At 65.8% G+C, this 26,826-nt stretch carries 19 protein-coding genes and 1 tRNA gene; 12 read left to right on the top strand and 8 right to left on the bottom strand.

The features are described from left to right. Positions 1–325 precede the first annotated feature (325 nt). From CA234_RS18395 to CA234_RS18345, 11 genes are all read left to right on the top strand, one after another. Positions 326–1,324, top strand: coding sequence for a LysR family transcriptional regulator (locus CA234_RS18395; RefSeq protein ID WP_126002433.1), 999 nt, complete (start codon positions 326–328; stop codon positions 1,322–1,324). Between the two features lie 276 nt (positions 1,325–1,600). Continuing rightward, positions 1,601–3,928, top strand: coding sequence for a TonB-dependent receptor (locus CA234_RS18390; RefSeq protein ID WP_164521865.1), 2,328 nt, complete (start codon positions 1,601–1,603; stop codon positions 3,926–3,928). 17 nt (positions 3,929–3,945) lie between these two features. Continuing rightward, positions 3,946–5,748, top strand: a complete 1,803-nt coding sequence (locus CA234_RS18385) for an ABC transporter ATP-binding protein/permease (RefSeq protein ID WP_126002431.1) — start codon at positions 3,946–3,948, stop codon at positions 5,746–5,748. Next, positions 5,745–6,380, top strand: coding sequence for a DNA gyrase modulator (locus CA234_RS18380; protein WP_126002430.1), 636 nt, complete (start codon positions 5,745–5,747; stop codon positions 6,378–6,380). Before CA234_RS18385 ends, CA234_RS18380 begins: the two co-directional genes overlap by 4 nt. A gap of 21 nt (positions 6,381–6,401) precedes the next feature. Continuing rightward, complete coding sequence (locus CA234_RS18375) at positions 6,402–7,094, top strand: metallopeptidase TldD-related protein (RefSeq protein WP_241213575.1); 693 nt, start codon at positions 6,402–6,404, stop codon at positions 7,092–7,094. Then, on the top strand, positions 7,091–8,551 hold the full coding sequence (locus CA234_RS18370) for a metallopeptidase TldD-related protein (RefSeq protein WP_126002428.1): 1,461 nt from the start codon (positions 7,091–7,093) through the stop codon (positions 8,549–8,551). Before CA234_RS18375 ends, CA234_RS18370 begins: the two co-directional genes overlap by 4 nt. A gap of 26 nt (positions 8,552–8,577) precedes the next feature. Continuing rightward, a complete protein-coding gene (trxA, locus tag CA234_RS18365; protein WP_126002427.1) occupies positions 8,578–8,901 on the top strand; it encodes a thioredoxin in 324 nt (107 codons plus the stop codon). Between the two features lie 32 nt (positions 8,902–8,933). Then, positions 8,934–9,782, top strand: coding sequence for a hypothetical protein (locus CA234_RS24445; RefSeq protein WP_164521864.1), 849 nt, complete (start codon positions 8,934–8,936; stop codon positions 9,780–9,782). Next, entirely contained in the window at positions 9,782–10,795 is a 1,014-nt protein-coding gene (gene trxB / locus CA234_RS18355) for a thioredoxin-disulfide reductase (RefSeq protein ID WP_126002425.1), read from the top strand. The genes CA234_RS24445 and trxB overlap by 1 nt, the downstream gene beginning before the upstream one ends. Before the next feature lie 8 nt (positions 10,796–10,803). After that, the gene (locus tag CA234_RS18350) at positions 10,804–12,840 is read left to right on the top strand and encodes a M3 family metallopeptidase (RefSeq protein ID WP_126002424.1); all 2,037 of its coding nucleotides are present in this window, start codon (positions 10,804–10,806) and stop codon (positions 12,838–12,840) included. Next, entirely contained in the window at positions 12,837–13,910 is a 1,074-nt protein-coding gene (locus tag CA234_RS18345; protein ID WP_126002423.1) for a PLP-dependent cysteine synthase family protein, read from the top strand. Before CA234_RS18350 ends, CA234_RS18345 begins: the two co-directional genes overlap by 4 nt. 42 nt (positions 13,911–13,952) lie before the next feature. On the opposite strand, the gene CA234_RS18340 is transcribed toward CA234_RS18345, so the two are convergent. Genes CA234_RS18340 through CA234_RS18325 form a run of 4 tightly spaced genes read right to left on the bottom strand, consistent with a single transcriptional unit; the run spans position 13,953 to position 17,091 of the window. Next, complete coding sequence (locus CA234_RS18340) at positions 13,953–14,948, bottom strand: DUF2891 domain-containing protein (protein WP_126002422.1); 996 nt, start codon at positions 14,946–14,948, stop codon at positions 13,953–13,955. Beyond that, positions 14,945–15,907, bottom strand: coding sequence for a DUF979 family protein (locus CA234_RS18335; protein WP_126002421.1), 963 nt, complete (start codon positions 15,905–15,907; stop codon positions 14,945–14,947). The genes CA234_RS18340 and CA234_RS18335 overlap by 4 nt, the downstream gene beginning before the upstream one ends. Next, positions 15,904–16,563: a DUF969 family protein gene (locus tag CA234_RS18330; RefSeq protein ID WP_126002420.1), complete on the bottom strand. Its 660-nt coding sequence runs from the start codon at positions 16,561–16,563 to the stop codon at positions 15,904–15,906. The genes CA234_RS18335 and CA234_RS18330 overlap by 4 nt, the downstream gene beginning before the upstream one ends. 12 nt (positions 16,564–16,575) lie before the next feature. Then, positions 16,576–17,091: a winged helix DNA-binding protein gene (locus tag CA234_RS18325; RefSeq protein ID WP_126002419.1), complete on the bottom strand. Its 516-nt coding sequence runs from the start codon at positions 17,089–17,091 to the stop codon at positions 16,576–16,578. A 96-nt stretch (positions 17,092–17,187) separates the two neighbouring features. On the opposite strand from CA234_RS18325, the gene CA234_RS18320 reads away from it, so the two are divergent. Then, positions 17,188–20,808 (top strand): hydantoinase B/oxoprolinase family protein, encoded by a 3,621-nt coding sequence (locus CA234_RS18320; protein WP_126002418.1) that lies wholly within the window; start codon positions 17,188–17,190, stop codon positions 20,806–20,808. A 487-nt stretch (positions 20,809–21,295) separates the two neighbouring features. Here the strand turns inward: CA234_RS18320 and CA234_RS18310 are convergent, their stop codons facing one another. From CA234_RS18310 to CA234_RS18295, 4 genes are all read right to left on the bottom strand, one after another. After that, positions 21,296–22,528 carry an integrase arm-type DNA-binding domain-containing protein gene (locus CA234_RS18310; protein ID WP_126002417.1) on the bottom strand — a complete coding sequence of 411 codons (1,233 nt, stop codon included), beginning with the start codon at positions 22,526–22,528 and terminating at the stop codon, positions 21,296–21,298. 196 nt (positions 22,529–22,724) lie between these two features. Beyond that, positions 22,725–22,800 (bottom strand) — tRNA-Thr (locus CA234_RS18305). A 186-nt stretch (positions 22,801–22,986) separates the two neighbouring features. After that, positions 22,987–25,665, bottom strand: a complete 2,679-nt coding sequence (locus tag CA234_RS18300; RefSeq protein WP_241213574.1) for a TonB-dependent receptor — start codon at positions 25,663–25,665, stop codon at positions 22,987–22,989. A 77-nt stretch (positions 25,666–25,742) separates the two neighbouring features. Next, positions 25,743–26,747 carry a N(4)-(beta-N-acetylglucosaminyl)-L-asparaginase gene (locus CA234_RS18295; protein WP_126002416.1) on the bottom strand — a complete coding sequence of 335 codons (1,005 nt, stop codon included), beginning with the start codon at positions 26,745–26,747 and terminating at the stop codon, positions 25,743–25,745. Positions 26,748–26,826 lie beyond the last annotated feature (79 nt).

The raw sequence follows: 26,826 nt of genomic DNA, 5'->3' as shown, positions 1-26,826 counted from the left end.
TGCTCGTGATCGAATACCATCCGCACCGCACGCTCGCGGACCTCAGGAGAAAACTTGTTCGTCGTCTTGCTCATACAGGCTCCACCTTCTCAGGAGTTGGAGCCTCCGGCAAACCCGGCGCGGTTCAGTGCGCTGTACGCAGGACCAGCAAATCGAACGGCGTTACATTGACATGCCGCCCGCCGAGGCCAACGAGAAACATTGCGCTGCGGCACGTAATGCCGATACGTTCTCATCGTTCAAAATCCTGGGACCGTGGCAGCAGCGATGCCTTCTGGATCTGTTATCCACCACGCAGTAATGGGAACTTCGAGGGCTGGCTGAGTTGACTATCGATAAACCCAAGAGGAGCGCGGCGCGCAGTGCTGCCGAGATCCAAGAGGCGCCGGTCCACCGCCTGAACCTCAACCTGCTGTATCCCCTTGACGCGATCCTTCACGCGCCGACGCTAACCGCAGCGGGACGTCGGGTGCGCCTTAGCCAGTCTGCGATGAGCCACGCCCTCCGCCGGCTGCGCGAGCATTTTGGCGACGAGCTCGTCCATCACGCGGGCGGCGGCCAGCAGCTTACCCCGCTCGGCATGGCATTGCGCAGCGAGGTGCGCCGCGTGTTACGCGATGTCGACGGGACGCTCAATTTCGCACTGTCCTTTGATCCCTCGGCTGGCATCGGCACGATCACCGTCGCCGCGTCCGACGTCGTGGAGCAGATGCTGCTGGGGCCGGTTGTCCAGCGTCTATTGCGTGCCGCACCCGGCCTGGCAGTGAACATTTTGCCCCTGGATACCACTGCCCCAACTCGTGCGCTCGATCTTGGCGCCGACTTGCTGTTGTTACCCGCCGACATCGCATTGGCTGAACTCGAGACTATTCCGATCCTCACGGAGTATGTTTCGTGCCTGATATGGACGGGCCATTCCGAATTCGCCGGCCAGTTCGATATAGATGAGGCGCAATATCGTGCCGCTCGTCACGTGATCGCTCGAGACGAGCGAATGCCGGCCCTCGCCGTCGACCGGCGTACGGCCGAATTGCTGAAGGCCCGGAGAATCGCGATGCGCACGAGCTCACAGGCGGCCTTGCCAGCGATTATCATCGGCAGCGACCTGGTCGCCACTGGCAGCAGTTGGCTATTCCAGCACTTCGCCTCCATCATGCCCGTCAGGGCCGTTTCGGCGCCGTTCGTGCAGGAAGGGACGGTGACGGTGGCACAATGGCCCATGCACCGGCGACGCGATCCGATGCTCGCCTGGTTCGTAGCGCAGATCGAGGCGCATGTAGCGACGTTCTCGGCCGGCTTCAGAGGCCGGGAGGGGCATCGATAGCGTTCATGCCGGGCATGAGCACTTCGAATTTGCCCGTAACCCAAGTGACGCATAGCCTCCATTTCGACGGAAAAATCCCGCTGGCGCTCAAGAGCTCCAAGACAGGGAACGCCGTCGCGCAGGAGGACGGCCGCAGTCGTATCCAATCGGTAATCGACTGATTTTTCGCCGCAAGGCGAGTCCGTTTTTGTCACAGGGTTCAGGGTTTGACCGGACGGGCAATCTGCTCGTGCGCGGCAGTCGCTCGACCCTGGGGGAGGGAGTTGCATGTTGCATATGACTGTCAAGGCCCGTTGTCTATTGAACGTCGCAAGCCTCGGCGTTCTTACGCTGGCGAACGTCGCCATGCCATCATCCGCTATCGCGCAGACGGCGAGTCCCGGCTCGGTCAACTTGCCCGCCATGCAGATGGCCGAGGCGCTGCAAGCTATCGCCGCGCAAACGAGCGAGACGATCAATTACGATCCGGATGCGGTCAAGGGCCTGAGATCCCGCCCTGTCCGCGGCGTCAAGGATGCGCAGCACGCAGTGCAGGCGGCGATCCAGGGCAGCAGCCTCACGGTGATGCGGGGCTCCAAGGAGGGTTTGGTCGTCGTCAACGACATCGTCGTGACCGCGCGGCGGGACGAGGCGGAAACCGACGTCCTGGTGCGCCAGGCCACCACGTCCGACCGCAATGGCCTGGGTCTGCGCAATCAGCCACGCAACACGCAGATCATTACTGCCAAGACCATCGAGGAGCAGCAAGCGCTCAACATCACCGATATCCTGCGCAACGCGGGCGGTGTGTCGCTGCTTGGCAACACCCCCAACAGCGGCGCAAGCTACACGATCCGTGGCTTCTCGGCCGGCGGGCTCGTCAACGGCCTTTCGACGACATCGCAATATGGCGTGAGCGCGGGTGCCGATCAGCCGGTCGCCAATATCGAGCGGGTCGAGGTTCTGAAGGGCCCCGATGCGCTGATGGCAGGCTTCGGCAACCTCGGCGGCAACGTCAACGTGGTGACAAAGAAGCCCAGCGCCGAGCAGCGGCTGGCGGTCAGCTTCGACACCGGCTCGTACGGATTGGTGCGCGGCGTGATCGATGCCAATACCGCGATCACCGCGGACAAGAAGCTGTCGGCGCGTATCATCGCCAGTGCGCAGACGATGGATCATAATTACGGCGGCTACACCGGTGACAAGAGCTGGCTGTTCGCGCCGTCGCTGCGGTACAAGGATCGCCTGACCGACATCGTAATCGGCGCCAGCATCAACGAAGCGACCAGCGGGATCGGTGCCTACACGCTATTCGACAACAAGACTCAGCAACTCATCGATCGCGATCCAACCAGGCCGATCTACGCGCCCAACCAGGGCATCGAGATCGATACCAAACGCTATTACTTCGAGGCGACCCGGCAGCTGATACAGGGCGTCGAACTCGTTGCCCGTGGCTCGCACGACGAGACGCTGCTGACCACCCGTGCTGCCAGCGTGGGCTACAGCCGCGCGGGCGCGCTGGTAGCGGATACCCAGGGTTCGCAGCAAACCGGCTCTTCCAATGCGCTGGACGGATATCTGCGGATCAAGACGCATCTCGGCGACGCATTGAAGGCCAGTTTCAATGTAGGTTATAACTACAGCGACGGCTCAGCCGAGCAGCGAAGCGGACTGGTCTATAATCGGGCAACCAATCCCTCGCTGAACGCGAATACTCCCCTGGTCGTCATCCCATGGTCGCCGATCGGCGCCTTGCAAACCTACAGCGCTGGCTCGCAGCAGGGCGCCTACGGCCAGGCCTTGATCGAGTTTTGGAAGATCAAGATCCTGGGCGGCGTTCGCAAGAACTGGTTCGAGACCAAGTCGCAGACCTTCTTCGCGGGTCCCTCGGCCGTTTCGGTGCAGCGAAAGAATGGCGTGTCGCCTAGCGCCGGCGTCATCCTCGACGCTACCAGCGATCTTTCTCTTTTCGCCAATTATGCGCGGGGCGAGCAGGCCACGTTCACGGCGGCCAAGGACGGCAGCATCCTGCCGAACGTCATCACCACCAACAAGGAAGCCGGCATCAAACTGGATCTCTTCCACAAGAGCGCCACGATCAACGCATCCTATTTCGACATCCAGCAGGATAACATCATCATTCGCGATCCGGCCGATCCGACGAACCTGCTTCCCGGACCGGGCCAGCGCGGCCGCGGCATCGACTTGAACATCGCGGGCAAGCTCTTGCCGGGGTGGACGGTCTTGGCGTCGCTCACGCGCACCAACTACAGCCTGCTGACGAAGACTAGCCTGCAGACGGTCGTCGCGCAGCAGCCGCGGGATACGTACAGCGTCTATTCGACCTATCGCACGAAAATTTCGGATGAAGTCAGTGGCGGCGTTGCGGCGGGGCTGTACGGACGATCGAGCTCCTACGCGAATCTGCTGGCACAATATGTCGTGCCGGCGTCGCGGCAGGTCGATGCGAACGTGTTCCTGAGCTTCAAGGGTTTCGACCTCAACCTGGGTGTTCGGAACATCCTGGATCGGCGGAACTATGGGTCGACATCGCTCTTCACCTATGTCCCGGTCGGCGAGCCGCGCACGGTGCGCCTCAGCATTTCCAAACGTCTTTTCTGATCGGGTAGAACCGAGCAATGGTCCCAACACCTGCCAATGTCGAGGAGGCCCGCCGCGAAGCGGGTATCCAGTCCAACCAGCCAGCCCGGGAACGCTGGGCCCATGCCTGGCGACTGAGCACGCGATACTTCGTTTCCGAGGACTGGAAATGGGCGTGGTTCCTGCTGGCGTGCTATTGCGCGGTGGAAATCGGCACGACCTATGCGTTCCTGCTGGCCAATCACTGGCAACGCAATTTCTACGACGCGATCGAGCAGCGGCAGGGTGGCCTGTTCCTGTCCTTGGTATTCGCCTTTGCAATGATCATTCTTCTTCAGATCGGGTCCGCATTTGCCCACAACATCATCGGCTGGACCCTGTCGATGCGGTGGCGCCAATGGCTGACGGACTGGTATCTGGGGCGCTGGTTTGCTCGTGACCGCTTCTACGAGCTCGAACGCCTGCGGATGATCGACAATCCGGATCAGCGCATCGCCGAGGACTTGAAGGAGTTCACGGCGATGGGCACGATCTACGGAACGTCGCCGCTCAGCATTACGATCGCACTGATCTTCAGCCTGGTGCGCGGGGTCTTGTTCGCCGTCATCCTGATGCAGACCTCGACGCCGCTCAGCATCCCCCTGTTCGGGTACAGCATCCCGCTGCCGGGCGGCGACATCGTCTGGACCGCGATCGCCTATGTGCTTTTCGGCACGGTGTTCATCACCTTTATCGGCAAGCCCTTCGTGCGCCGCCGGATGCGCGAACAGCATTATGAGGCCGATTTTCGCAGCGACCTGCTGCATGTCCGGCGCAACAGCGAACAGATTGCCTTTTCCGGCGCGCAGAAGACCGAACGAGAGGGCCTTGATACGGCGTTCGCCAACGTTCGGCGCAACTGGTATCGGCTGATGCTCGCCAATGCGGGCCTGGGGGTAGGGCAGGGCATTTACCAGCAGACGATGGGTATCGTGCCGCTTCTGCTGACCGTGCCGAGATATTTTGCCGGCGCAATCAGCTTCGGGCAGGTCCAGGCGGCCCGCGACGCCTTCAGCCAGCTCGCGTCCAATCTGTCCTTCATCGTCAACGGTTATCCCGGCATCGCCCGGCAGATTGCCAATATCAATCGCTTGAAGGCGCTGGAGGATGCGCTCGACTATGATCGCCCACGTGGCATCGGCTTCACGCGGGGTGGGACACCGGAGGGTGTCGCGGTCCATGCGACTGGGCTGATGTTGCGCCGCCCGAACGGCGAGCCCTTGCTTTCGGTGGCGGACTGGACGGTTGCTGACGGCGAGCGTTGGGTGATCGAGGGCCCTTCGGGCACGGGCAAGACGACGCTGCTGCGCGCAATCGCGGGTCTCTGGCCGGACGGGGCCGGACAGGTGGCGATGACCCGGCGCGGTACCGCGATGTTGGTCCCGCAACGACTTTACCTGCCGCTCGGCACGCTCAAGAACGCAATCTGCTTCCCCGACCGTCCCGAGGACCATGATGACGCGATCATCGCGGATCTGCTGAAGCGCGTGCGGCTCGACGCGCATGTCGATGCGCTTCATGCGCTGCGGATGTGGCAGGACGAACTTTCGCCCGGCGAGCAGCAGCGTGTGGCGCTAGCCCGGATACTACTGCAGAGCCCCAGCCTGCTGGTGCTGGACGAGGCTACGAGCGCGCTCGACGCCGACAATGCCGCGCACTTCTATCAATCGGTGCTCGCCGCAATGCCAGATGCGACCATCGTCAGCGTCGTCCATGACGAGAAGCTGGCGACCTACCATACGCACCGCCTGACGCTGCATCACGGTCACGCCACCGCCTCGCAGATCGGCGCCGCGGCATGACCATCTTGTTGACCCACAGCGAACTGGCCCTGCGCGAGAGCGCGCAATGGGCAGTCGACCTGGCGGCCAGGCACGGCGCCCGTGCCCGCGCATCGATCCGCCATGAGGGCATCGCCAAGGTGGCGATCCGCGGCGGCGATATCGAGACGGCGGAGCGCAGCGGCACCCAGAGCCTCAGCCTCACTGTGTTCCATGAGGGGCGGCGTGGATCGGCGTCGACGGTCGGTTTCGACCGAGAGGCGATCGACCGCGTGGTCGAGGAGGCGCTGCTGATCTCGGGCCATGTTCAACCCGATCCCGACGCCGACCTGCCCGGTGCCGACGGTCTGGCTTTCGAGAGTCCTGCGCCGCTGGTCTATGCCGAGAGCGCGCGCAGCCCCGAAGCCGTGTTGGAAGCAGCGGGAGCGCTGGACAAGGTTGCGGGACGGGTCGCCGCATCAGATAGCAGTTTGCGGGCGGGTGAGTCCGTGGCCGTGGCGACCGAAGAGATCTGGGCCTTGGCGACGAGCGACGGCTTCTGCCGCAGCGTGCTGCGCGGCAAGGACGCGCGCTGGACCGTCATGCTGGCGCAGGACCGGGGGGGCAGCGTTTCGGATTTCTGCCAGTCGCAGGAACGGTCCGCCGATGCCTAGTCCTCCGCGGAGAGCTTGGCGATGGTAGCCGCCGGTCGTGCCCGCCGAGCGCTGGGTGCACGCGCCGTCAGCAGTCGCCGCGGCCCGGTGCTGTTCGATCCTCGGACCGCGGCCATGCTGGTCGACACGCTGGCGGGAGCGCTGGCAGGCACGGCGCAGTATCGACGGATGAGCTACCTGCCCGATCCCCTGGGACGTCAGGTCGCCGCGCCTCACCTCGACCTGCGGGAAGACCCCTTCGAGCCGCTGGGGCTGGCCAGCGGTGGTTTCGATGGTGAGGGCATTGCAGGCGCCTCGCGGCCAATCCTGCGGTCAGGCATTGTCGAGGGACTATTCCTGTCGAGCTTTTCCGGCCGCAAGCTGGGCATGGCGTCGACGGGCAATGCCGACGGCTATTACAATCTTCGCCTCACGAGCACGGCGGAGAGCGGCAACTGGCCGGAGATGCTCCGAATGCTCGGGACCGGACTGGTCGTGACTCACTTCGAAGGCGGCAAGACCGATCCCGCCAGCGGGAACTGGGCGCAGGCGGTACGTGGGCTCTGGGTGGAGGATGGGGAGATCATCCACGCCGTCACCGACGTGACACTGGCCGGGCACGTTCCGGCGATGCTGGCCGCCATCCGCGCGGTCGGGCGCGACGTCGAGCGGATCGGCGCGATCCGTACCGGATCGATCCTGATCGACGACATGCAACTGGGAGGCAGGGCGTGAACGGCGACGACATCGCGATCGATCGGGCGCGTGCGCGATTGCTGGAGCCCGCCGGGCTCGGCGAGGCGGCGATTGGCCGCGCGCTGGGGCAGTTGGCGGGCGGCGGCGCCGACCTGGCCGATCTGTACTTTGAATCGAGCAGCATGCGCAGCTGGCAACTCGAAGGCGGGCGCGTGTCACAGGGCGGCTTTTCGATGCGGCAGGGGGTGGGCGCACGTGCAGCCCATCGTGGCCGGGTTCGCTTTGCCCACTCCGCCGATATCCGCGAAGGCGCCCTACTCGAGACCGTCCGTGCGGTACGCGCGCTTGAGCGGGGCAGCGATACAGAGCGTCCTCCGCAGGCCGTCTCGCTGGGCCGCCGTGCGGCTGGCCATGCGCTTTATCCTGCTATCGATCCCGTCGCGGTCGAAGATGCAACCGGCTGGATCGCCATTCTGGAGCGGATCGACGAACGCGCTCGTGCGCAGGATCCGCGTATCGTGCGGGTCGATGCCAATGTCCTCGCGAGCGACACCACCATACTGGTCGCCGATGCCGACGGATTGCTGGCGGCAGATGTGCGGCCCATGACAATCCTGTCAATGGTCGTGATCGCCGAGAAGGACGGCCGCCGCGCGCGCGGGCAGGCGGGCCTGGGGCGGCGTGCGGGCCTGAACGGATTCGATCTCGCGGCGGTCGACGCGATGGTCGCGACCGCGACACGGATGGCGCTCAACAATCTGGACGCAATTCCGGCGCCCGTCGGTGAAATGCCGATCGTGCTGGGGCCGGGCTATCCCGGCGTGCTGTTTCACGAGGCGGTGGGTCACGGTCTCGAGGGCGATCACCATCGCAAGCATCTGTCTGCCTTCGACGGCAAGATGGGCGAGCGGATCGCCGCGCCCGGCGTGACGGTCATCGACGATGGCGGCATTGCGGGGCGTCTGGGTTCGCTCGGCATCGATGACGAAGGCACGGCGCCCGATCGCACCGTGCTGGTCGAGGATGGGATGCTGACCGGGCTGATGCAGGACCGGCTCAACGCAGGGCTGATGAATGCCCGATCGACCGGCAACGGTCGCCGCCAATCCTATGCCCACCTGCCGATGCCGCGCATGACCAACACTTTTCTGGCCAACGGGCAAGCGGACCCCGCGGACATCATCGCTTCGATTGATCGCGGTATCTACGCGACCGAATTCGACGGCGGTCAGGTCGACATCGTCACGGGACGGTTCAACTTCACCACGATCGAGGCGTGGCTGGTCGAGAAGGGCCGCCTGATCGCGCCCGTGCGCGGCGCGACGCTGATTGGCGTCGGGCACGAAGCGCTCCGCCATGTCTCGATGGTCGGCAACGACCTCGCGCTCGACAGCGGCATGGCGACCTGCGGCAAGCAGGGCCAGTCGCTCCACGTCAGCGTCGGCCAACCCACGCTGCGCATCGACCGGATGATGGTCGGTGGGCAGGGCGGCTGACCTCATTTCCCCGGAAGGACCGTATCATGCGTAATGCCACTGAGCAGGATTTCGACGAGATCGTGATGAACAACGACAAGCCCGTGCTCGTCGATTTCTGGGCCCCTTGGTGCGCACCGTGCAAGGCGCTGGCTCCGACGCTCGAGGAGTTGGCCGAGGAATATGCGGAAGAGATGGAGATCGTGAAGGTCGATATCGAGGAGAATCCCGGGCTCGCCCAACGCTTCGACGTGCGTGGGATCCCGTTGCTGATGATCGTGCGGGACGGCGCGGAAACCGCGCGGACCTTCGGCACCCTCTCGCGCAGCCGCCTTGACGCCTTTGTCGACGCGCATGTGGGAGCGGCGTGATGGCCGTTGTTGCATTTCGCGGCGATCCTGCGGTGAAGGAAGATGCGCTGGATCGCCTCCGACGACATATCGCGGCGGGCAGCTTCGTCTATTTCCCGGCCTGGGAGGACGGGAAGGCGAACGTCATCGGTGCGGTCGTCGAGGCAGATGATACGCCGGCCTATGCCGCGCGACTGGGGTATCCGCTCGCGCTGGCGGATATGCTGCCGATGTTCGTCAATAGCTTCCGCCCGCAGGCGGAGGCGGAGCGCTTTGCAGAGGTGTGGCTGGAGCGGACACCGGTCGGCGCGGATCTGACGAAGGTCGTGTCGCATCTGGTCCTGGACCTGCTCGCCAATGCGGAACTGGCAACGCTGATCGCGGGGCATCCGGAGGCCGAAGAGGGCCGCCAAGCGATCATGGCATTGCACCGCCGCGCCATCGACGGCGACGAACCCGATCGCAAGACGTGGAAGGCGGCCCGCCTGGCTGCCGTCACGGCCACGGACGCGGTGGCGGAAGGAACGCTGGAGCGCCGAGCGGCCCAGGTCGTGGAGGCCGCGGCCTGGCCCGGCACGATGCGGACCGTGTTGCGTGACACGCTGAATGCGTTGGGCACGGCCGAACTCCAGCTCTCCCTTTCCAGGGTCGGCTGGACCGAGGAAGACGAGAGCCGCGTCTTCCATATCCGCAAGCAGGCCGAGACCGACGGCTACAAGGCCGAGTTCGAGGGGCTCGCTCGGGTTCTCGCCATCCTGGATGCCGATCATCCCGCGCTGGCCGAGCAGTTCCGCGTGCGGCTCGAGCTTGTGGAGGAGTCCGGCGCGAGAAGCCGCGCGGTCGCCTGGCAAGCGGTCGAGATGATGGAGCAGGCCCCGATCGCAGCGCGCATGTCGGTGTAATGGCGGTGGAAATCGAAATATCGGAGGCAGCCGTGCCGAGCGCACGACACAGCAAGGTACTGATCATCGGCTCGGGCCCGGCGGGCTATACCGCGGCGGTCTATGCTGCGCGGGCTGCGCTGGCGCCGACGTTGATCAAGGGTCCGCAGCCGGGCGGACAGTTGACCATCACAACCGAGGTAGAGAATTGGCCGGGCGACGCCAGCGTGCTCGGCCCGGATCTGATGGCGCGGATGGGTGAGCAGGTGCGCACGGCGGGCGTCGATGTCGTGAGCGATATGATCGTCGAGGTCGACCTGGCGCGCACTCCCTTTCGCGCGGTCGGCGATGGCGGCACGCACTATACCGCCGATACGATCGTCATCGCCACGGGGGCGTCGTCGCGCTGGCTGGAGCTGGACAGCGAAGCCGAGTATCGCGGGCGTGGCGTATCCGCCTGCGCGACATGCGACGGCTTTTTCTATCGCGGGCGGGTCTGCGCGGTGGTCGGCGGCGGCAATACGGCGGTCGAGGAAGCCTTGTACCTGACCAATTTCGCCGAGAAGGTCTATCTGATCCACCGCCGCGATACCTTGCGAGCCGATCGCACCAACCAGACCCGGCTCCATGCCAATCCGAAGATCGAAATGGTCTGGAACGCTGAAGTCGCCGACGTGCTGGGCGATGGCGGGGGCGTGACCGGCGTGGCGCTGCGTGACACCCGAGACGGCACATTTTCGCAGCTGGCGGTGCACGGGCTGTTCGTGGCGATCGGCCACGATCCCGCAACCACCCTGTTCAAGGGCCAACTGCACATGGATGACGAGGGCTATATCCTTGTCACCCACGGCTCGACCGCGACCAGCGTGCCGGGCGTGTTCGCCGCGGGCGATGTGCAGGACAAGCTGTTTCGACAGGCCGTTACCTCGGCGGGCATGGGCTGCATGGCGGCGCTCGAAGCCGAGCGGTATCTGGCGGGCCACAACGCGCGAGCGATCGCAGCCGACGGTGCCGACACCGGCATGACGGTCTGAAAGGGACGATGATGACGACGAATCCGCTGCTCGACACGCTGGCGCTGCCGCATTTTGGTGATATTCGGTCCGACCATATCGTGCCTGCGCTCGATCAGGCGATTGCCGAGCACCGCGCAGTCGTCGCCAGGATCGTGGAGACCCGGCCGACCCGCTTTGCCGATGCCTGGATGCCGCTGGAGCGCGCCGATGCCGCGATCACGGCGATATGGTCCGCCGTCTCGCATCTTCACGGCGTCGCAGACACGCCAGACCTGCGTGCCGCCTATGCCACCGGCCAGGTGCGACTGGTGGAGAACCAGCTCCAGGTCATGCAGAACGCGTGCCTGTATGATGTTCTGGTCGCGCTGACCCGGACGGACGAGTTCGCAGGGCTGGCGGAGGCTGATCGCGCCGCGGTCGAGCACATGGTCCGCGATTTCGAGCTTTCCGGCGTTGCCCTCGCACCCGAGCAACGCGCGCGCTTCGCCGCCCTATCGGTGGAATTGTCCCAGCTTTCGACGGCGTTCGGCAATGCCGTGCTCGACGCGACCGATGCTTGGTTCGAGCAGGTCGAAGACGAAGCGATGCTCGCCGGGCTGTCCGAGGCGGACAAGGCGATGTTCGCCGAAGCGGCGCGGGCCAGGGGCCTCTCGGGATGGGTCGTGACGCTCCAGATGCCGAGTGTCAGCGCGGTGCTCACCTTCGCGGAAAATCGAGAACTGCGCGCGCGTGTCTATGCCGCGTCGGGCACACGCGCTTCCGATCAGGGGCCGCACGCCGGACAGTTCGACAATTCGGTGCGGATTGCCGACATCCTCGCGCGGCGGCACGAAGCGGCGCGGCTGCTCGGCTTTGCCGATCCGGTCGCATGGTCGCTCGCCACCAAGATGGCATCCAGCGGGGGCGAGGTGCTCGTGTTCCTGCGCGATCTCGCCGCCCGGGCGAAACCTGCCGCGGAAGCGGAGATGGCCGCACTGGCCGATTACGCCGCCAAGCATCTCGACATCCCGGACTTTCAGCCCTGGGACGTCAGCTTCGTCGGGGAGCAGATGCGCCAGGCACAGTATGCGATCGACGAACAGCAGGTGCGCGCCTATTTTCCGGTCGAGCGTGTTGTCGCCGGTTGGCAGCGGCTGCTTGATCGGTTGTTCGGGATCCGCTTGATCGCGCGGCAGGACGTTGCCGTCTATCATCCGGACGCGTGCTATTATGATGTCGCTGACGAACAGGGCACGGTGTTCGCGGGCGTCTATGTCGATCTGCACGCGCGGCCGGGCAAGCGCGGCGGCGCCTGGATGGCGCAGGCGCGGCCGCGGCTCAACGACGGCAATGTCCGGCGCGTGCCGGTCGCCTATCTCGTCTGCAACTTCGCGCCGAAGACGGATGGCAATCCGTCGCTGCTCAGCCACAAGGAGGTCGTCACCTTCCTTCACGAGACCGGGCATTGCCTGCATCACCTGTTCACGCGGGTGGATCGCCCCAACATCGCTGGCACGAATGGATTCGAATGGGATGCGATCGAGCTCCCCAGCCAGTTGATGGAAGATTTTGCGTGGGACCGCGCGGTTCTGCGCGACATGTCGGGGCATCATGAGACGGGTGCGCCGCTGCCCGACGCCGTGTTCGATACCTTGCTCGCCGCACGTCACTTCCTCTCGGGCATGTTCATCGTGCGGCAGATCGAGTTTGCGCTGTTCGACCTGTTGCTTCACCTCGGCTTGCTGGGCAGCGATCCGATGGAGGTGATCGAAGCGGTTCGCGAGGAAGTGGCGGTGGTGCGTCCGCCGTCCTGGCATCGCTTCCCGCACGCCTTCACCCATATCTTCGCGGGCGGCTATGCCTCGGGCTATTACAGCTATCTCTGGGCCGAGGTGCTGGCGGCGGATGGCTTCCAGCGCTTTGCCGAGGCCGGGCTGATCGATCGCGCCACCGCAGCGGTGTTCCGCGATGAAGTTCTCGCGCGCGGTGCCAGCCGTCCCGCAGCGGCCAGTTTCCGCGCCTTCCGAGGTCGTGATGCGGAGCCCGAAGCGATGCTGGCGCGGCACGGACTGGCACGGCCATGAACCGCGCCACCAGCGATGCCGCGCGCGCCTGGCGTACCGACGCGATCCGGCGAATCGAGGCGGACTTCAACCGATCCGCCGACACCCATCTCATCCGCATCGACCTGTTGCGCTATCCCGGTATCAGCCTTTATCTGAAGGATGAGAGCAGCCACCCGACGGGCAGCCTGAAGCATCGCCTCGGCCGCTCGCTTTTTCTGTATGCGCTATGCAATGGCTGGATCGGGCCCGACACCTGCGTCATCGAGGCGTCCTCGGGATCGACTGCGGTTAGCGAGGCCTATTTCGCCCGCATGCTGGGCCTGCGCTTCCTCGCGGTGGTGCCCGCGTCCACGGCTGCCCCCAAGCTGGACGCGATCCGCTTCTATGGCGGAGAGATCCATGCCGTCGACGATCCGCGTACCGTCTATGACGTCGCCCATCGCCTCGCGCGCGGAACCGGCGGCCACTATATCGACCAGTTCACCTATGCGGAACGCGCAACCGATTGGCGCGGTAACAACAATATCGCGGAGAGCATCTTCGCGCAGATGGCGGCGGAGGAACATCCGATCCCGGCCTGGGTCGTCTGCGGTGCCGGCACGGGCGGTACGTCGGCGACGATCGGGCGCTATATCGCCTATCAACGGCATGCGACCCGCCTGTGCGTGGCGGACCCGGTCCATTCGATCTTCCACCGGCATTTCGCCGATCGCTCCGTCGTGTCCCTGCCGCAGGATTGCGCCAGCCGAATCGAGGGAATCGGGCGACCGCGCGTCGAACCGAGCTTCGTCCCCACGGTGATCGACCGCATGATCGCCGTCGAGGACGCTGCCAGCATCGGCGCGATGCGCGCGCTGTCGCGTCGTCTGGGGCGACGGGTCGGCGGCTCGACGGGTACGAACATGGTCGCTGTCGCCGAACTGGCGGCTGCGATGGCGCATGGCGGTGAGACCGGATCGATCGTCACCATCCTGTGCGACGGCGGGGAACGCTATGGCTGCACCTATTATGACGACGACTGGCTTAGAGCGCGCGGTGTCGACTGGATGCAGCATGAAGCTTTGGTCGATGCCCTGTTCGACGCCTGAGCACCGTTACGGAAACCGAGGCGAACAGTCTCGGCACAGTAGCTACAAGGTGCCCTCGGTGCCGGTAAAGGCGAGCATCGCAAAGCTGGCGAGCCAGTGCTCGCCCATATAGTCGCCTGCGACCTCGTCGATGGCGGTCTCGAGGTGGCGGGCTGCGGCCTCGTTCAACGCGCGGGCGACGTCGCCGGAAGTCGATCTTGCAAGGCTGCGCATCGCCCAGGCGCGGCTCAGGTTGAGGCCGTCGAGATGGGCGATCTTGCCGTCGCTGCGATCGCTGACCTGAGCAGGTGTGAACAGCGCCGCGGGCCGGCTTGCGGCGAGATCGGGGAGGAACGCGGCGAACCACGGGGCGAACGCCTCTGGCGGCAGCAGCGCCTGCATCGCCAGTGCTTCGGTCAGCGTGGGGGACAGAAAATCCTCACCGCTCGGCTCCCAGGCCTGCGCGCCGCTATCCTGCGAGAACCACCCCGCAGCGGCGGTGCGGAGCGCGGAGCGGAACGCCGCATCACCCGAGACCTGCGCATAGCGTTCGGCCAGCACCAGCGCGAAGGCGGTGTTGGAATGAAAGCCCGCCCGCACCGGATAGTGCAGCTTGGGCAGGAACGCCTGGAAGCGCGCGACGAATGCATCGGCGAGCGGCTGCAGGGTCGCCGCGTGCGGACTGTCGGCAACGATCAGTTCGCTGGCCAGCATCAGCGCCCAGGCCCAGCCATAGGGGCGCTCGAAGCTGCGCGCGCTTGGGCGATCAAGATAGCGCCGCTCTGCCTCGACCTTTTCGGTGGTGAAGGCGCGCGCGAACAGCGCGTTGATGGCCGCCACTTCCGCAAGATCGGGGAACAGCCGCCGCACCCGGGCGAGCAGCCAATAGCCATGGACGCAGCTGTGCCAGTCGAAGCTGCCGTAGAAGATCGGGTGGACGCGATGCGGGACATAGGCGTCCGCATCCCCGTCCATCACATGGTCCGCCTTGTGCGGATATTCGCGCTCGACATGACCGAGCGCGATGCGGGCGAAGCTGGCGGCGAGATCGGGGATCATTTCGGGCCTCCGGGAAAGGCGAGCAGCGTCAGCGCCGCGATGTTGAAGACGAGCAGCAGCAGCGCGGTCGGCGCCTGCACGCGGATCACCGCGAACCGGTCGCGCAGCTCCAGCGCCGCGACGGGGACGATGTTGAAATTCGCGGCCATCGGCGTGAGCAGCGTGCCGCAGAAGCCGGACAGCATGCCCAGCGCCGCCACCGCCGCCGGATCGCCGTGCAGCTGGTGGATCAGGATCGGTACGCCGATACCCAGCGTCATGATCGGGAAGGCAGCGAAGGCGTTGCCCATCACCATGGTGAACAGCGCCATGCCGAGGCAATAGATCATGGTCGCGACGAAGGGCGTATCGACCGATACCAGCCCGAGCACGCCGCCCGCCACCACCTTGCCGACCCCGGCCAGCGCGAAGATTCCGCCCAGTGCCGCGAGCATCTGGGGCAGGACCATCGGCCAGCCGATCCCGTCGACCAGGCGGCGCGCTTCGGTGGGGGTGGTGCCGCGCGGCGGACGAGTGAGGAGGAGCGCGAGCGCGAGGGCCACCGCCGCGCCGGCCGCCAGCGCGGCGAGCGTCACCTGCTTGGGGTCGATCAGGGCGATGCCTGCCAGCCGCCCCTGCGGGAGGGCGAGCGTGCCGCCGAGGGTGACCAGCGGCAGTGCCAGCGCCGGCAGGAACAGCCGGGCGCCCCATCGCCGGGCGAGCATCGCGCGGGTCGAGTCATCGGTGGTGGTGACGGGCCCCGGCTTGAGTCCCAGCGTCGCCAGCGCGACCATTGCCAGCACGAGGCAGCCATTGACCAGATCGGGCAGCCAGGGGCCTGCGCCGAGCGTGACGGCGAAGGCGCCCCAGAAGGCGGCATTCCGCCAGTGCCGGGGTGACCGCGTGTCGCGCGCGTGGTGCAGCGCGACCGCGGCGGGGAGGGTAGCGGCGGCGATGCCGATCGCGTCCAAGCCGATCATCGCGGCAGCGTGCGGTCGAGCCGCAGCAGCCGCGCACCGTGGACCACCAGTGCGGCGAGCGCGGTGGGGATCGCCCACATCGCCACTTCCAGTGGCGCGACGGTCACGCCCTCCTGCTGCAGGATTGCGCGGATCAGCAGGATCGAGCCAATCGCGATGAACACGTCCTCGCCGAAGAACAGCGCGATATTGTCGACCGCGGCGGCATGGGCGCGGAGGCGCTGGCGGGTGTCGTCGTCCAGCGGGGCATCGGTGTCGCGCTCGGCCGCGCCCTCCACCATCGGCGCGACGATGGGGCGTACCATCGGCACATGCCCGCCCAGCGCGGTGAGACCTAGCGCGGCTGCTGCCTGGCGCAGCAGGAAATAGCCGAGCAGCACGCGGCCCGCCGTCGCGCGCCGCAGCCGCTGCACCACCGCGCGCGCCTGTTCGCGGAGCCCGGCGCGTTCGAGCAGCCCGATCGCGGGCAGTGCCAGCCAGGCGACCGCGAGGAAACGCGCGTCGACAAAGGCTTTTCCGATCAGTGCGATCACCGCGATCGGCCCATGCCCGGCCGCCGCCGCGCTGGCGAATGCCGCGGCGGTGACGACCAGCAGCGGATGGATGCGGAGCGCAAAGCCCAGGACGATGATGACGATGCCCGACAGGACCAGCATCGCTGCGCCTCCTCAGAGCGTCGCGGCGGCGCGGGCCGCCTGGTTGTACTGGCCGGAGAGGCGGCGGAGCAGCCCGGCGGCCTGGGCGAGCGCCGCGGCATCCGGGCCGTCGGCGGCGACGGACTCGGCGAGCACCGTCTCCCGGATTGCGCGATAGGCAGTGCAGAATTCCACGCCCGCCTCCGTCGCGGCGATCAGCTTTTCCTTGCCAGCGCGCCGCGTCGTCACCAGCCCGACCTTCTCCAGCTTGCGGATGGCATAGGTGACGAGATGCGTATCTTCGACGTCGAGCACCAGCGCGATGTCGGCAAGCCGCTTGGGCCGATCGCGATGACGGACGGTATGGAGGATCAGCACTTCGAGCGGGGCCAGGGCGATGCCGGCTGCGGCGGCGCACCGCGCGATCCAGCGATGATAGGCGGTGGCGGCGAGGGTGAGGCTGAACTCCAGCTCCGACAGGGCCGGCGCGGCGCCATCGGCGAGATGCGCCGACGATACGATCGCTTTGCCTCTCGCCCGCTCCGACATCGTCCACCTCCCGCTGCAGGAAGCTTGCGCTATGCAAGTGAACTGTCAACATTTATGCTGCGATTCATCGATAAATTACAGTTGAGGATGCGGGACATGGGCGGGTGGCGGTTCTGGATCGATCGTGGCGGCACCTTCACCGATATCGTCGCACGCGCGCCCGACGGCACGCTCTCCACCGCGAAGCTGCTCAGCGAGAATCCCGAACTGTATGAAGATGCGGCGATCGCCGGGATCCGGCAGATCCTGGGGCTGGGCGCGGACGATCCCTGGCCGGCGGGCCTCATCGACGAGGTGAAGATGGGCACCACCGTCGCCACCAACGCGCTGCTCGAGCGCAAGGGCGCGCGGACGCTGCTGGTCGTCGATCGCGGCTTTGCCGACCTACTGGCGATCGGCAACCAGGCGCGACCCGCGCTGTTCGATCTCGCGATCCGGCCTGCGCTGCCGCTCCACGACGGCGTTCTGGAGATTGGCGGACGGATCGACCGCGACGGCCGGACGATCGCGCCGCTCGACGACGATGCCGTGTTCGCCGATCTGCGGGCGGCGCGGATCGCCGGCCATGAAGCGGTGGCGATCGCGCTTACCCATGCCTGGGCGCATCCTGCGACCGAGGCGCGGGTCGCCGAGCTGGCGCGCGCGGCGGGGTTCGCGCAGGTTTCCGCCAGCCATGCGGTCAGCCCGCTGATCGGGCTGGTCGCGCGCGGGCGGACCAGCGTCGTCGACGCCTATCTGTCGCCGGTGCTGCGCCGCTATGTCGATCGGGTCGCGGGTGCGCTGGGCAGCACGCCGCTCCACTTCATGCAGTCCAATGGCGGGCTTGCCGATGCCGCGCATTTCCAGGGCAAGGATGCGATCCTCTCCGGGCCGGCCGGCGGCGTCGTCGCCGCGGCGCGCACCGCCGAGCGGGCGGGCTTCGACCGGGTGATCGGCTTCGACATGGGCGGCACCTCCACCGACGTGGCGCTTTATGCCGGCCGCTTCGAGCGGGTGTTCGATGCGGAAGTGGCGGGCGTCGAGATGCGCGTGCCGATGATGGCGATCGAGACGGTGGCGGCCGGCGGCGGCTCGATCCTGCACTTCGACGGCGCGCGCTATCGGGTGGGGCCGGACAGTGCGGGCGCCAATCCCGGCCCAGCCGCCTATCGCCGCGGCGGGCCGCTGACCGTGACCGACGCGAATGTGCTGGTCGGCAAGATCCGCCCCGAGCATTTCCCCGCCGTGTTCGGTCCCGCCGGGGACCAGCCGCTCGACCGGGACTCGGTGGCGCAGGGCTTCGCCGCGCTAGCCGAGCGGATTGCGGCGGCAACCGGCACGCCGCAGGATCCGCGCGCCGTCGCGGAGGGCTTCCTCTCGATCGCGGTCGCCAACATGGCGGCGGCGATCAAGCGCGTCGCCCTGGAGCGCGGCGAGGATGTCGCCGGCTTCGTGCTGCAATGTTTCGGCGGTGCGGGCGGGCAGCATGCCTGCCGCGTCGCCGAGCTACTGGGGATGCGACAGGTGCTGATCCATCCATTGGCCGGCGTGCTCTCGGCCTATGGCATGGGGCTGGCCGATCGCGCGGCGCTCCGCCAGCGCTCGATCGAGCAGCTTCTTGTACCCGCAGCGGTCGCGGACCTCGAGGCGCTGGCAGCGAGGCTGGGCGACGAGGCCGCCGGAGATCTGGGCGACGGTGCCGCCGTGCACCACACTGCTACCGCCCATCTGCGCTATGCGGGGACCGACACCGCCCTCGGCGTGCCGCTCGGCGCGGCGGCGACGATGCGCGTGGCGTTCGAGGCGGCCCACCAGGCGCGGTTCGGCTTCACCAGTCCGGGCCGGGACATTGTGATCGAGAGCCTGATGGTCGAGGCGGTGCGGCCCGGCGAGACCGTTGCGCCGCCGCCGCTGCTGCCGCGCGAGGGGCCGATCGCTGCGCCACTGGCGGTCGTGCCGGTGTGGACAGGCGGCGCCGAGCATGCGGTGCCGGTGCTCGATCGCGCGGCGTTGCGCCCCGGCGACCGTCTGGAAGGCCCGGTGCTGATCCGCGAGGCGACCGCGACGACGATGGTCGAGCCGGGCTGGGTGCTCGGCGTGCGCGACGGCGGCGAGCTGGTGCTGGACCATGAAGGCGCCGGCAAGCGCGTCGAACCCGACCCGGCAATCGCCGATCCGGTGCAGCTCGAGCTGTTCAACACCCAGTTCATGGGCATCGCCGAGCGGATGGGGGTGGTGCTGCGCAACACTTCGAGCAGCGTCAACATGAAGGAACGGCTGGATTTCTCCTGCGCGCTGTTCGACGCCGAGGGGCGGCTGGTGGCCAATGCACCTCACGTTCCCGTGCATCTCGGCGCGATGGGGGACAGCGTGCGGGCGGTGCTGGCGCGGCGCGGGTCGACGCTGAAGCCGGGCGACGCGATCGCGCTCAACGATCCCTTCCACGGCGGCACGCACCTGCCCGACGTGACCGTGATCACCCCCGTGTTCGACGGCGGCGAACTTCGCTTCTTCGTCGCCAATCGCGGCCACCATGCCGATATCGGCGGGCTTACGCCCGGATCGACTCCGCCGGAATCGACACGGCTCGCCCAGGAAGGGGTGGTGATCGACGACTTCCTGCTCGTCGACGGCGGCGTGTTCCAGGAAGCCGCGTTCCGTCGCCTGCTGACAGAGGCCGAATGGCCGGCCCGCAATCCGGACGTCAACGTCGCCGACATCAAGGCGCAGCTGGCCGCCAATGCCAGCGGCGTGGCCGAGCTGCAGGCGCTGGTCGCCGCCCGGGGCTGGCCGATGGTCCGCGCCTATATGGGCCATGTCATGGCCAATGCCGAGGAGAGCATCCGCCGCGTCGTCGCCGGTTTGCATGACGGCGTGTTCGAGGACCGGCTGGACGATGGCGCGCCGCTCAAGGTGGCGGTGACGGTCGATCAGGCGGCGCGCACGGCGGTGATCGACTTCACCGGCACCGGCCCGGCGAGCGCGGGCAATTTCAATGCGCCGCCTTCGGTGGCGCGGGCGGTGGTGCTTTATGCCTTTCGTTGCCTGGCGGGCGAGGCAATTCCGCTCAACGAAGGTTGTCTCGCGCCGCTCCAGATCATCATTCCCGAAGGCTCGTTCCTTGCGCCTCCGCCGGGCAGCGCGGTGGTCGCCGGGAATACCGAGGTCAGCCAGGCGCTGTGCAATTCGCTGCTCGGCGCGCTGGGGGCGGCGGCGGCCTCGCAGGGCACGATGAACAACTTCCTGTTCGGCAACGACCGCCACCAATATTACGAGACGATCTGCGGCGGGGCGGGGGCGGGGCCCGGCTTTGCCGGTGCCTCGGCCGTGCACACGCACATGACCAACACCCGGATCACCGATCCCGAGATTCTGGAGCTGCGCTATCCGGTGCGGCTGGATCGGTTCGGGATCCGGCGCGGATCGGGGGGCATGGGGCAGTGGCCGGGCGGCGACGGCGCGGTACGCGCGGTGACGATGCTCGAGCCGATGACCGTGACGCTGGTTGCCTCGCGCCGCACGGTCGCGCCGTTCGGGCTGGCGGGCGGCGCGGCGGGGCAGCCGGGCACCCAGCGGATTGAGCGCGCGGACGGGCGGATAGAGCCGATCGGCGGCACCGCGCGCGCTGAGCTGGCGAAAGGCGACCGGATTGTCATCGAAACGCCCGGCGGGGGTGGCTATGGGAGGGCAGTCGGTCGTGAGTTCGACAGCGTTGAGAACGCTCGTTCAAGGCATTGACGGCAGATCGCTGGAAGGTCTTCGCAAATCGCGTCTCCCGGAACCAGCGATCCTTGAAGCCTTGGTAGGGACGGCTCGTGTCCATGCGCACTGGTGGCAGCTTCCGGAGCGCGAGGTTGTTCCGCTGAACATCCTTGAGCGCATCTATGCGCATCTCAGGGTGATGACTCCAATTCGCGAGGAATGCGGCGAGGGCTGATCCACTTCGCCGCGCATACGACGCGATCTCGCGACCGGCTCCGCTTAGAAATGACTCTGCTGGAACCTGCAAAACTTACGCCCGATGACCGATACGACGTGCCCGAAAGCATGCTTTGAATCATGCTCGGCGAGTACCAATTAGGTTCAAGGAGCGCGGGTTCTTGTCCGGGTTTCGGACCAGACTTTTTGGTGGGCCACGAAGGGGCCACGGATTGCTGGTCGTGTCAGAACCCACGCTTTTCTGCGGGCTACAGCATCCGATATGAGTCCTGTAAGCCCAAAGCATCTAACAAGCCATCACCTCAGGAAAAGGCAGGATAGTCGCCCCGCTGCGCAGGCTATCCAGCAGGTCCGACCACCACTGTGCCATCGCCACGCGTTCCTTCCAGTGTCTGCCGCGATGGTAAGCCGCGCGGACCCTGTCGCTGTCGCCGTGCGCCAACGCGCGTTCGATGGCGTCGTAGGACCATTTGCCGGATTCGTTCAGCAAGGTGCTCGCCATCGCCCGGAAGCCGTGTGCCGTCATCTCGTCGCTGGAGTATCCGAGGCGGCGAAGTGCAGCGTTGAGGGTGTTGTCCGACATCGGCCGCGTGCGAGACCGCATCGATGGGAAGACATAGCCATTGGACCCGGTGATCGAGCGGATCTCAAGGAGGATGGCGATCGACTGAGTCGAGAGTGGGACATGATGTGGCTTGCGCATCTTCATCTTCTCGGCCGGGATGGTCCACACGGCGGCGTCCAAGTCGATCTCCTCCCACCGGGCATGGCGCAATTCCCCAGGGCGGACGAACACATGGGGCGCCAGCTGCAGTGCCCATTTGGTCATTCCCTGGCCTTCGTAGCTGTCAATGGCACGCAGCAGCTTCCCGACATCCTTCGCTTCGGTGACGGCGCCATAATGCGTGACGGTCGGCGTCAATAACGCGCCACGCAGATCCCGTGTCGGATCGGACTTTAATCGGGCAGTGGCGATCGCGTAGCGGAACACGGCGCTCGCCAACTGGAGGGTGCGCCGTGCGGTCTCCAGCTTGCCGCGCTTCTCGATCTTCCGGATCGCGGCTAGCGCATCGATCGGCTCGATCTCGTGGATCGGCATCTTGCCGATCGAGTTGTCGAGCAGGCTGAGGAGATATTCGCTGCGTGACGCGGTTGCAGGAGCCCACGCCCGGTCACCATCACGCCGTCTCTTTGAGCAGTATTCGTTGGCGACACGGGTGAAGGTAATGTCCGCAAGCGCTTCCTTCCGGAGCTTCTCGCGATGCCGCTCTAGAGCGGGGTCTTTCCCTTCTGCCAGAAGTTCTCGGGCGTCGTCGCGCAGATTGCGCGCGTCGCGCAGGCCTATCTCGGGGTAAGCGCCGAAACTGAGCTTCTTTTCGACGCCGTGGCGCTTGTACTTCATCCGCCAGAGGCGGGAGCCGGACGGCGACACGACGAGAAACAGGCCTAGCTCGTCGTACAGCTTGTAGGCCTTGTCGCGAGTCTTGGCCTTTCGAATTGCGATATCGCTCAGCGCCATGGTTCGGGCCTTTCGTAGCGAAGCCCGACCGGGTGGGGCCTCATGCCAAATTTTAGATCCGCAATCCTGGGAAAAGGGCCCCACTTGGCCTTGCGCTTCAGTGGAACTGAACGAGCGATCACGAACCGGACGGCCAAAAAATACCGCAGATTTCTGCGGTTTACAAAGCCGTATGGGAATTCCTGGGATCGAAAAATGGTGCCGGTTGCAGGAATCGAACCCGCGACCTTCGGTTTACAAAACCGCTGCTCTACCAGCTGAGCTAAACCGGCCCTGGCTTGCTGCGAAGCGAGGCTAAACCCGCATCTGCGCGGTTTGTCGCAGCGGGTCAAGCGGGAAGGGCCTGACGGCGACCGCGCCTGCAACACGGCTCCCGCCGGCAGGTGCTGGCGGAGCGCTGTCGATACGCTCGATGGGCTGCGCTCCCAGGGTTTTACCCCGAGAACGCAGCGCATCGGTTACATGCGGAAGCTAACGCTTGCCGCAAACACTCGACCGTTCTTGTAGAAGGCGGTCGGAGCATCCTTGGTGCCGCTGTACGAATAATAGGTTTCGTCCAGCAGGTTTTGTGCGTTGACGCTCACCGTCACCTGCTCGGTCAGCTTGTACGCGATCGAAGCGTCGAGCTGGTGGTAGCCGTCGGTGCTGTCGACCGAGTTGAGGCGGCCGATGCCGGTGAAATAGTGGCTGCGCCAGTTCCAGCTCACGCGCGCCTGGAGCGGCCCCTTTTCGTAATAGGGGATCACGTTGATGGTGTGGCGCGACAGATAGGGCAGGTTAAGCACGTTGCCGTCAGCGTCCGATCCAGCGTCGTCCTTGGCGTAGGTATAGTTGGTCTGGATGCCGAAGCCGCCCCAGATCGGGGTCTGGAACGCCACCGACACGCCGTTCACGGTCGCGTCCGATGCGTTGACCGGCAGGTTCACCTGATAGGTCGCCAGCTGCCCGGTCAGCTGGTTCAACAGCGTCTGCACGCTCGTCTTGGAAACGATGTACGAGCTGATCTCGCGGCGGAAATATTCCACCGAGAAGAGGCCGCCCGGACGGAAATACCATTCCGCCGAGAGCTCGTAGTTGCGCGATTCATACGGCGCCAGGTTGGGGTTGCCGCCGCCTGCGGTTAGCTGGGTATCGTTGCGGCTGAACGAGCCGGCCAGTTGATTGTAGCGCGGACGGGCGATCACGTCGGCAATGCTGCCGCGAACCAGGAAAGTCGGCGTGACCTGATAGGCGACGTTGATGCTGGGCAGGAACTTCAGATAATCCGTCGTGGTCCGCGTCGGGATCGGTGTGGACGAACCGTTCAGGAAGGTCGCATAGTCCGAGATGTCCTTGGTATAGACCATCCGATAACCGACATTGCCGCGCACCGGGCCGCGCTCGAAATCGAGCTGGGCATAGGCCGAGCCATTCTGTTCGCGGACTCGGTAGGACGAACCATAATCACGCCCTGCGTCGACATAGATGCCGCTGTTCAGCGCATCAATCACCGCGTCGCCCGTCAACGTGGCAAAGCGGTTCGAATTGCCGGTGGCGTTGAGGCCGTCGAACAGGCCTTCCGGCGACAGCACATATTTGTAGTTCGCTAGCGTGATCGGGCTGGTGAAGTATACGCGCGAACCGAACGCATCGAGGCGGTTGATGTGATCGGAATATTTCACGCCCAGGCGCACCTTGGTGAAGATGCTGTTGTCCACGTCCGCCGCCATGTCCAACTGGCCATAGCCTTCCTCGTCGAGCGTCTGGCTGCGGCCGATGCCGCCGATCTGATAGGCGTTGATCACGCTGCCGTCAGGCAGGGTCGTCGGCCGCAGGTCGCTGCGGAAGAAGGCGTTCGGGTTGGTCGGATCGGTCGCGAAGGTCACGTCGGAGCTGTTCGCCGAATAGGCGTAGCTGAACGGCATGTTGCTCTGGACGTTGAACAGATACTCCGGATCGGTGCCGCCCGTCGCCTTCGTCCAGCCGCCGTTCGCGCTGAGCGTGACCTTGCCTACCGTCCAGTCGGCGGCAAGGTTGACGCTGGAGGTGCGGACTTTCGTCTTGCGATAGTTGTTGTCCAGCTGGGCGCTGGTCGACGGCAGCGTCGTCGATCCGAACGAGGCGTTGGTGATCAGCCCGTTCGAAACCGTTGCCGAGTTCAGCGCACCGGTGGCCCAGCCCGGCACGACATATTCGGACTGGCTGAAATTGTTGTAGGTGCCGTCGATGTGCAGCCCGGTGAGGGTCAGGTGCAGCGCGTCCGACGGATTGTACTGCACGGCAACCTGGCCGCCGATGCGTTCGCGGGTCTGCTTGAAATAGGCATGGTTGATGCCGTACGGATAGCGCGCATTGGCGAGATCCTGCAGCGAGCCGCCGGTGATCTGCGCGTTCGGGTTCTTCAGCGAAAGATTGCCGTTGGCGTCGGTATTCAGGAAGTCCTTGCCCGAGGCATAGCCGAAATATTCGATGCCGGCACGCGCCAGCGAATCCTTGTCGTAGGTCGCGGCTGCGAGAATGCCGAAATTGCCGGCGTCGTTATGCCAGCTGTAGAGCAGCGAACCGCGCGGATTGCCCAGGTCGGACCGGTCGTTGTACGAATAGCCAGCCGAGCCGATCAGCGTGTTCGGCTTGAGGTCGAGCGGCTTGCGGGTGTGCACGATCACGGTGCCGCCGAGGCTGCCCTCATCGATGCGCGGCTCGGGCGACTTGAACACTTCGATGCGCTCGACGATTTCCGGCGCAAGCAGCGAATAGTTGAAGGTGCGCGATGTCACGTCGCCAGGCGCACCACCCCAGTCTGCGGATGCGATGTTGTGGCCGTCGATCAGGATGCGGTTCAGCGCCGGATCGGTGCCCTGGATGGCGACCTTCTCACCGATGCCGAACTGGCGGTCGATGCTGACGCCCGGAATGTGCGACAGCGATTCCGCGACATTGCGATCGGGGAACTTGCCCACGTCCTCGGCGGTGATGACGTCGACGACAGCATTGGCGTTGCGCTTCACCTCGATCGCGCGACGAAGGCTGCCGCGGATGCCGGTGACGACGATTTCGTCGCCGCCGCTGGCGCCCTGGCCGCCGTCCTGGCCTTGTGCAGGAGCCGGTGCAGAATCCTGCGCGAACGCCGGAGCGGCGGCCGCGAAACTGGCGATCAACAGGGCCGCAACACAGGACGAATCCTTAAATCCTAGCAACTTACTACGCATAAACCCTATGTCCCTTTTTTCTGAAACTACGATGCGACGGTGGCGGCCTGCCCAAGGCTTGCCGCCGCATGCACGGATGTTTGCCCCCCAAGATCGGTAACCGCATAAGTAAAGCCCGGCTGGAGCGCGAAGGCGCCGACCCGGCCGTGGCGGTCGATGGCGAGGAACGCGACCTGCGCGTCCTTCACGGCATCGCCGCGCAATTTTGCGATGTGCAGCACGGCCTCGCGGCAGGCGGCCATCGGATCCATGCCCGCGCGCATCGACGAGACGACGCGCGCCGAACCGGCGATCCGCGTCACTTCCTCGCCCACGCCGGTGGAGGTCGCGGCACCCACATCGGGCTCGACCATCAGGCCGCACCCGGCCTGGGGCGAATCCCCGACGCGGCCGCGCAGCTTGAAGGCCATGCCCGAGGTGGTGCAGGCGCCCGCCAAGCGGCCATTGGCATCACAGGCGACAATACCAATCGTGTCGTGGTCCAGCGCTGAGCCGCGCTGATTTTCTATATTGGCTACAGGCTTGTACTGGGCAGTCTTAAGCCATTCGCGCCACGCCGCCTCGGCCTCGGGCGTCAGCAGGCGGGTCTTGGGGAACCCCTGGTCGAGTGCGAACTGGCGCGCGCCTTCGCCCACCAGGAAGGTGTGCGGGGTCTTCTCCATGACGCGGCGCGCCACCGAAATCGGGTGGAGGATGTCCTCCAGCGCGGCCACCGCGCCGACATTGCCGCGATCGTCCATGATGATTGCGTCGAGCGTTACACGGCCGTCGCGATCGGGATAGCCGCCCAGGCCCACCGAGTGGTTTTTCGGGTCTGCCTCGGGCACCCAGCCGCCGGCCTCGACCGCGTCGATTAGCGAGCCGGTCTTCTTCCACTGGGCATAGGCAGCGGCGTTCGCGGCCGCGCCGAAGTCCCAGGTCGAGACGATCAGCGCGCGCGGCGCCGATGCCTGCGCGATCGCCGCGCCCGCGGGCAGCACGGCTGCACCCGCCAACCCCAATTTCAACGCCTCGCGCCGATCCAGTCCCATCGATGCATCCCCATGCAGCGCCGTTGCGCCGCTCTCCTCGTTGCACGCGACGTCACATTGCTGTCACCGCGCAGAAGGG

Source organism: Sphingomonas sp. ABOLE (genome assembly GCF_003950455.1).
GTDB classification, from domain to species: Bacteria; Pseudomonadota; Alphaproteobacteria; order Sphingomonadales; family Sphingomonadaceae; genus Sphingomonas; species Sphingomonas trueperi.
Note: the sequence above shows the minus strand (reverse complement) of the source record. Positions and strands in the feature narration are given on the sequence as shown.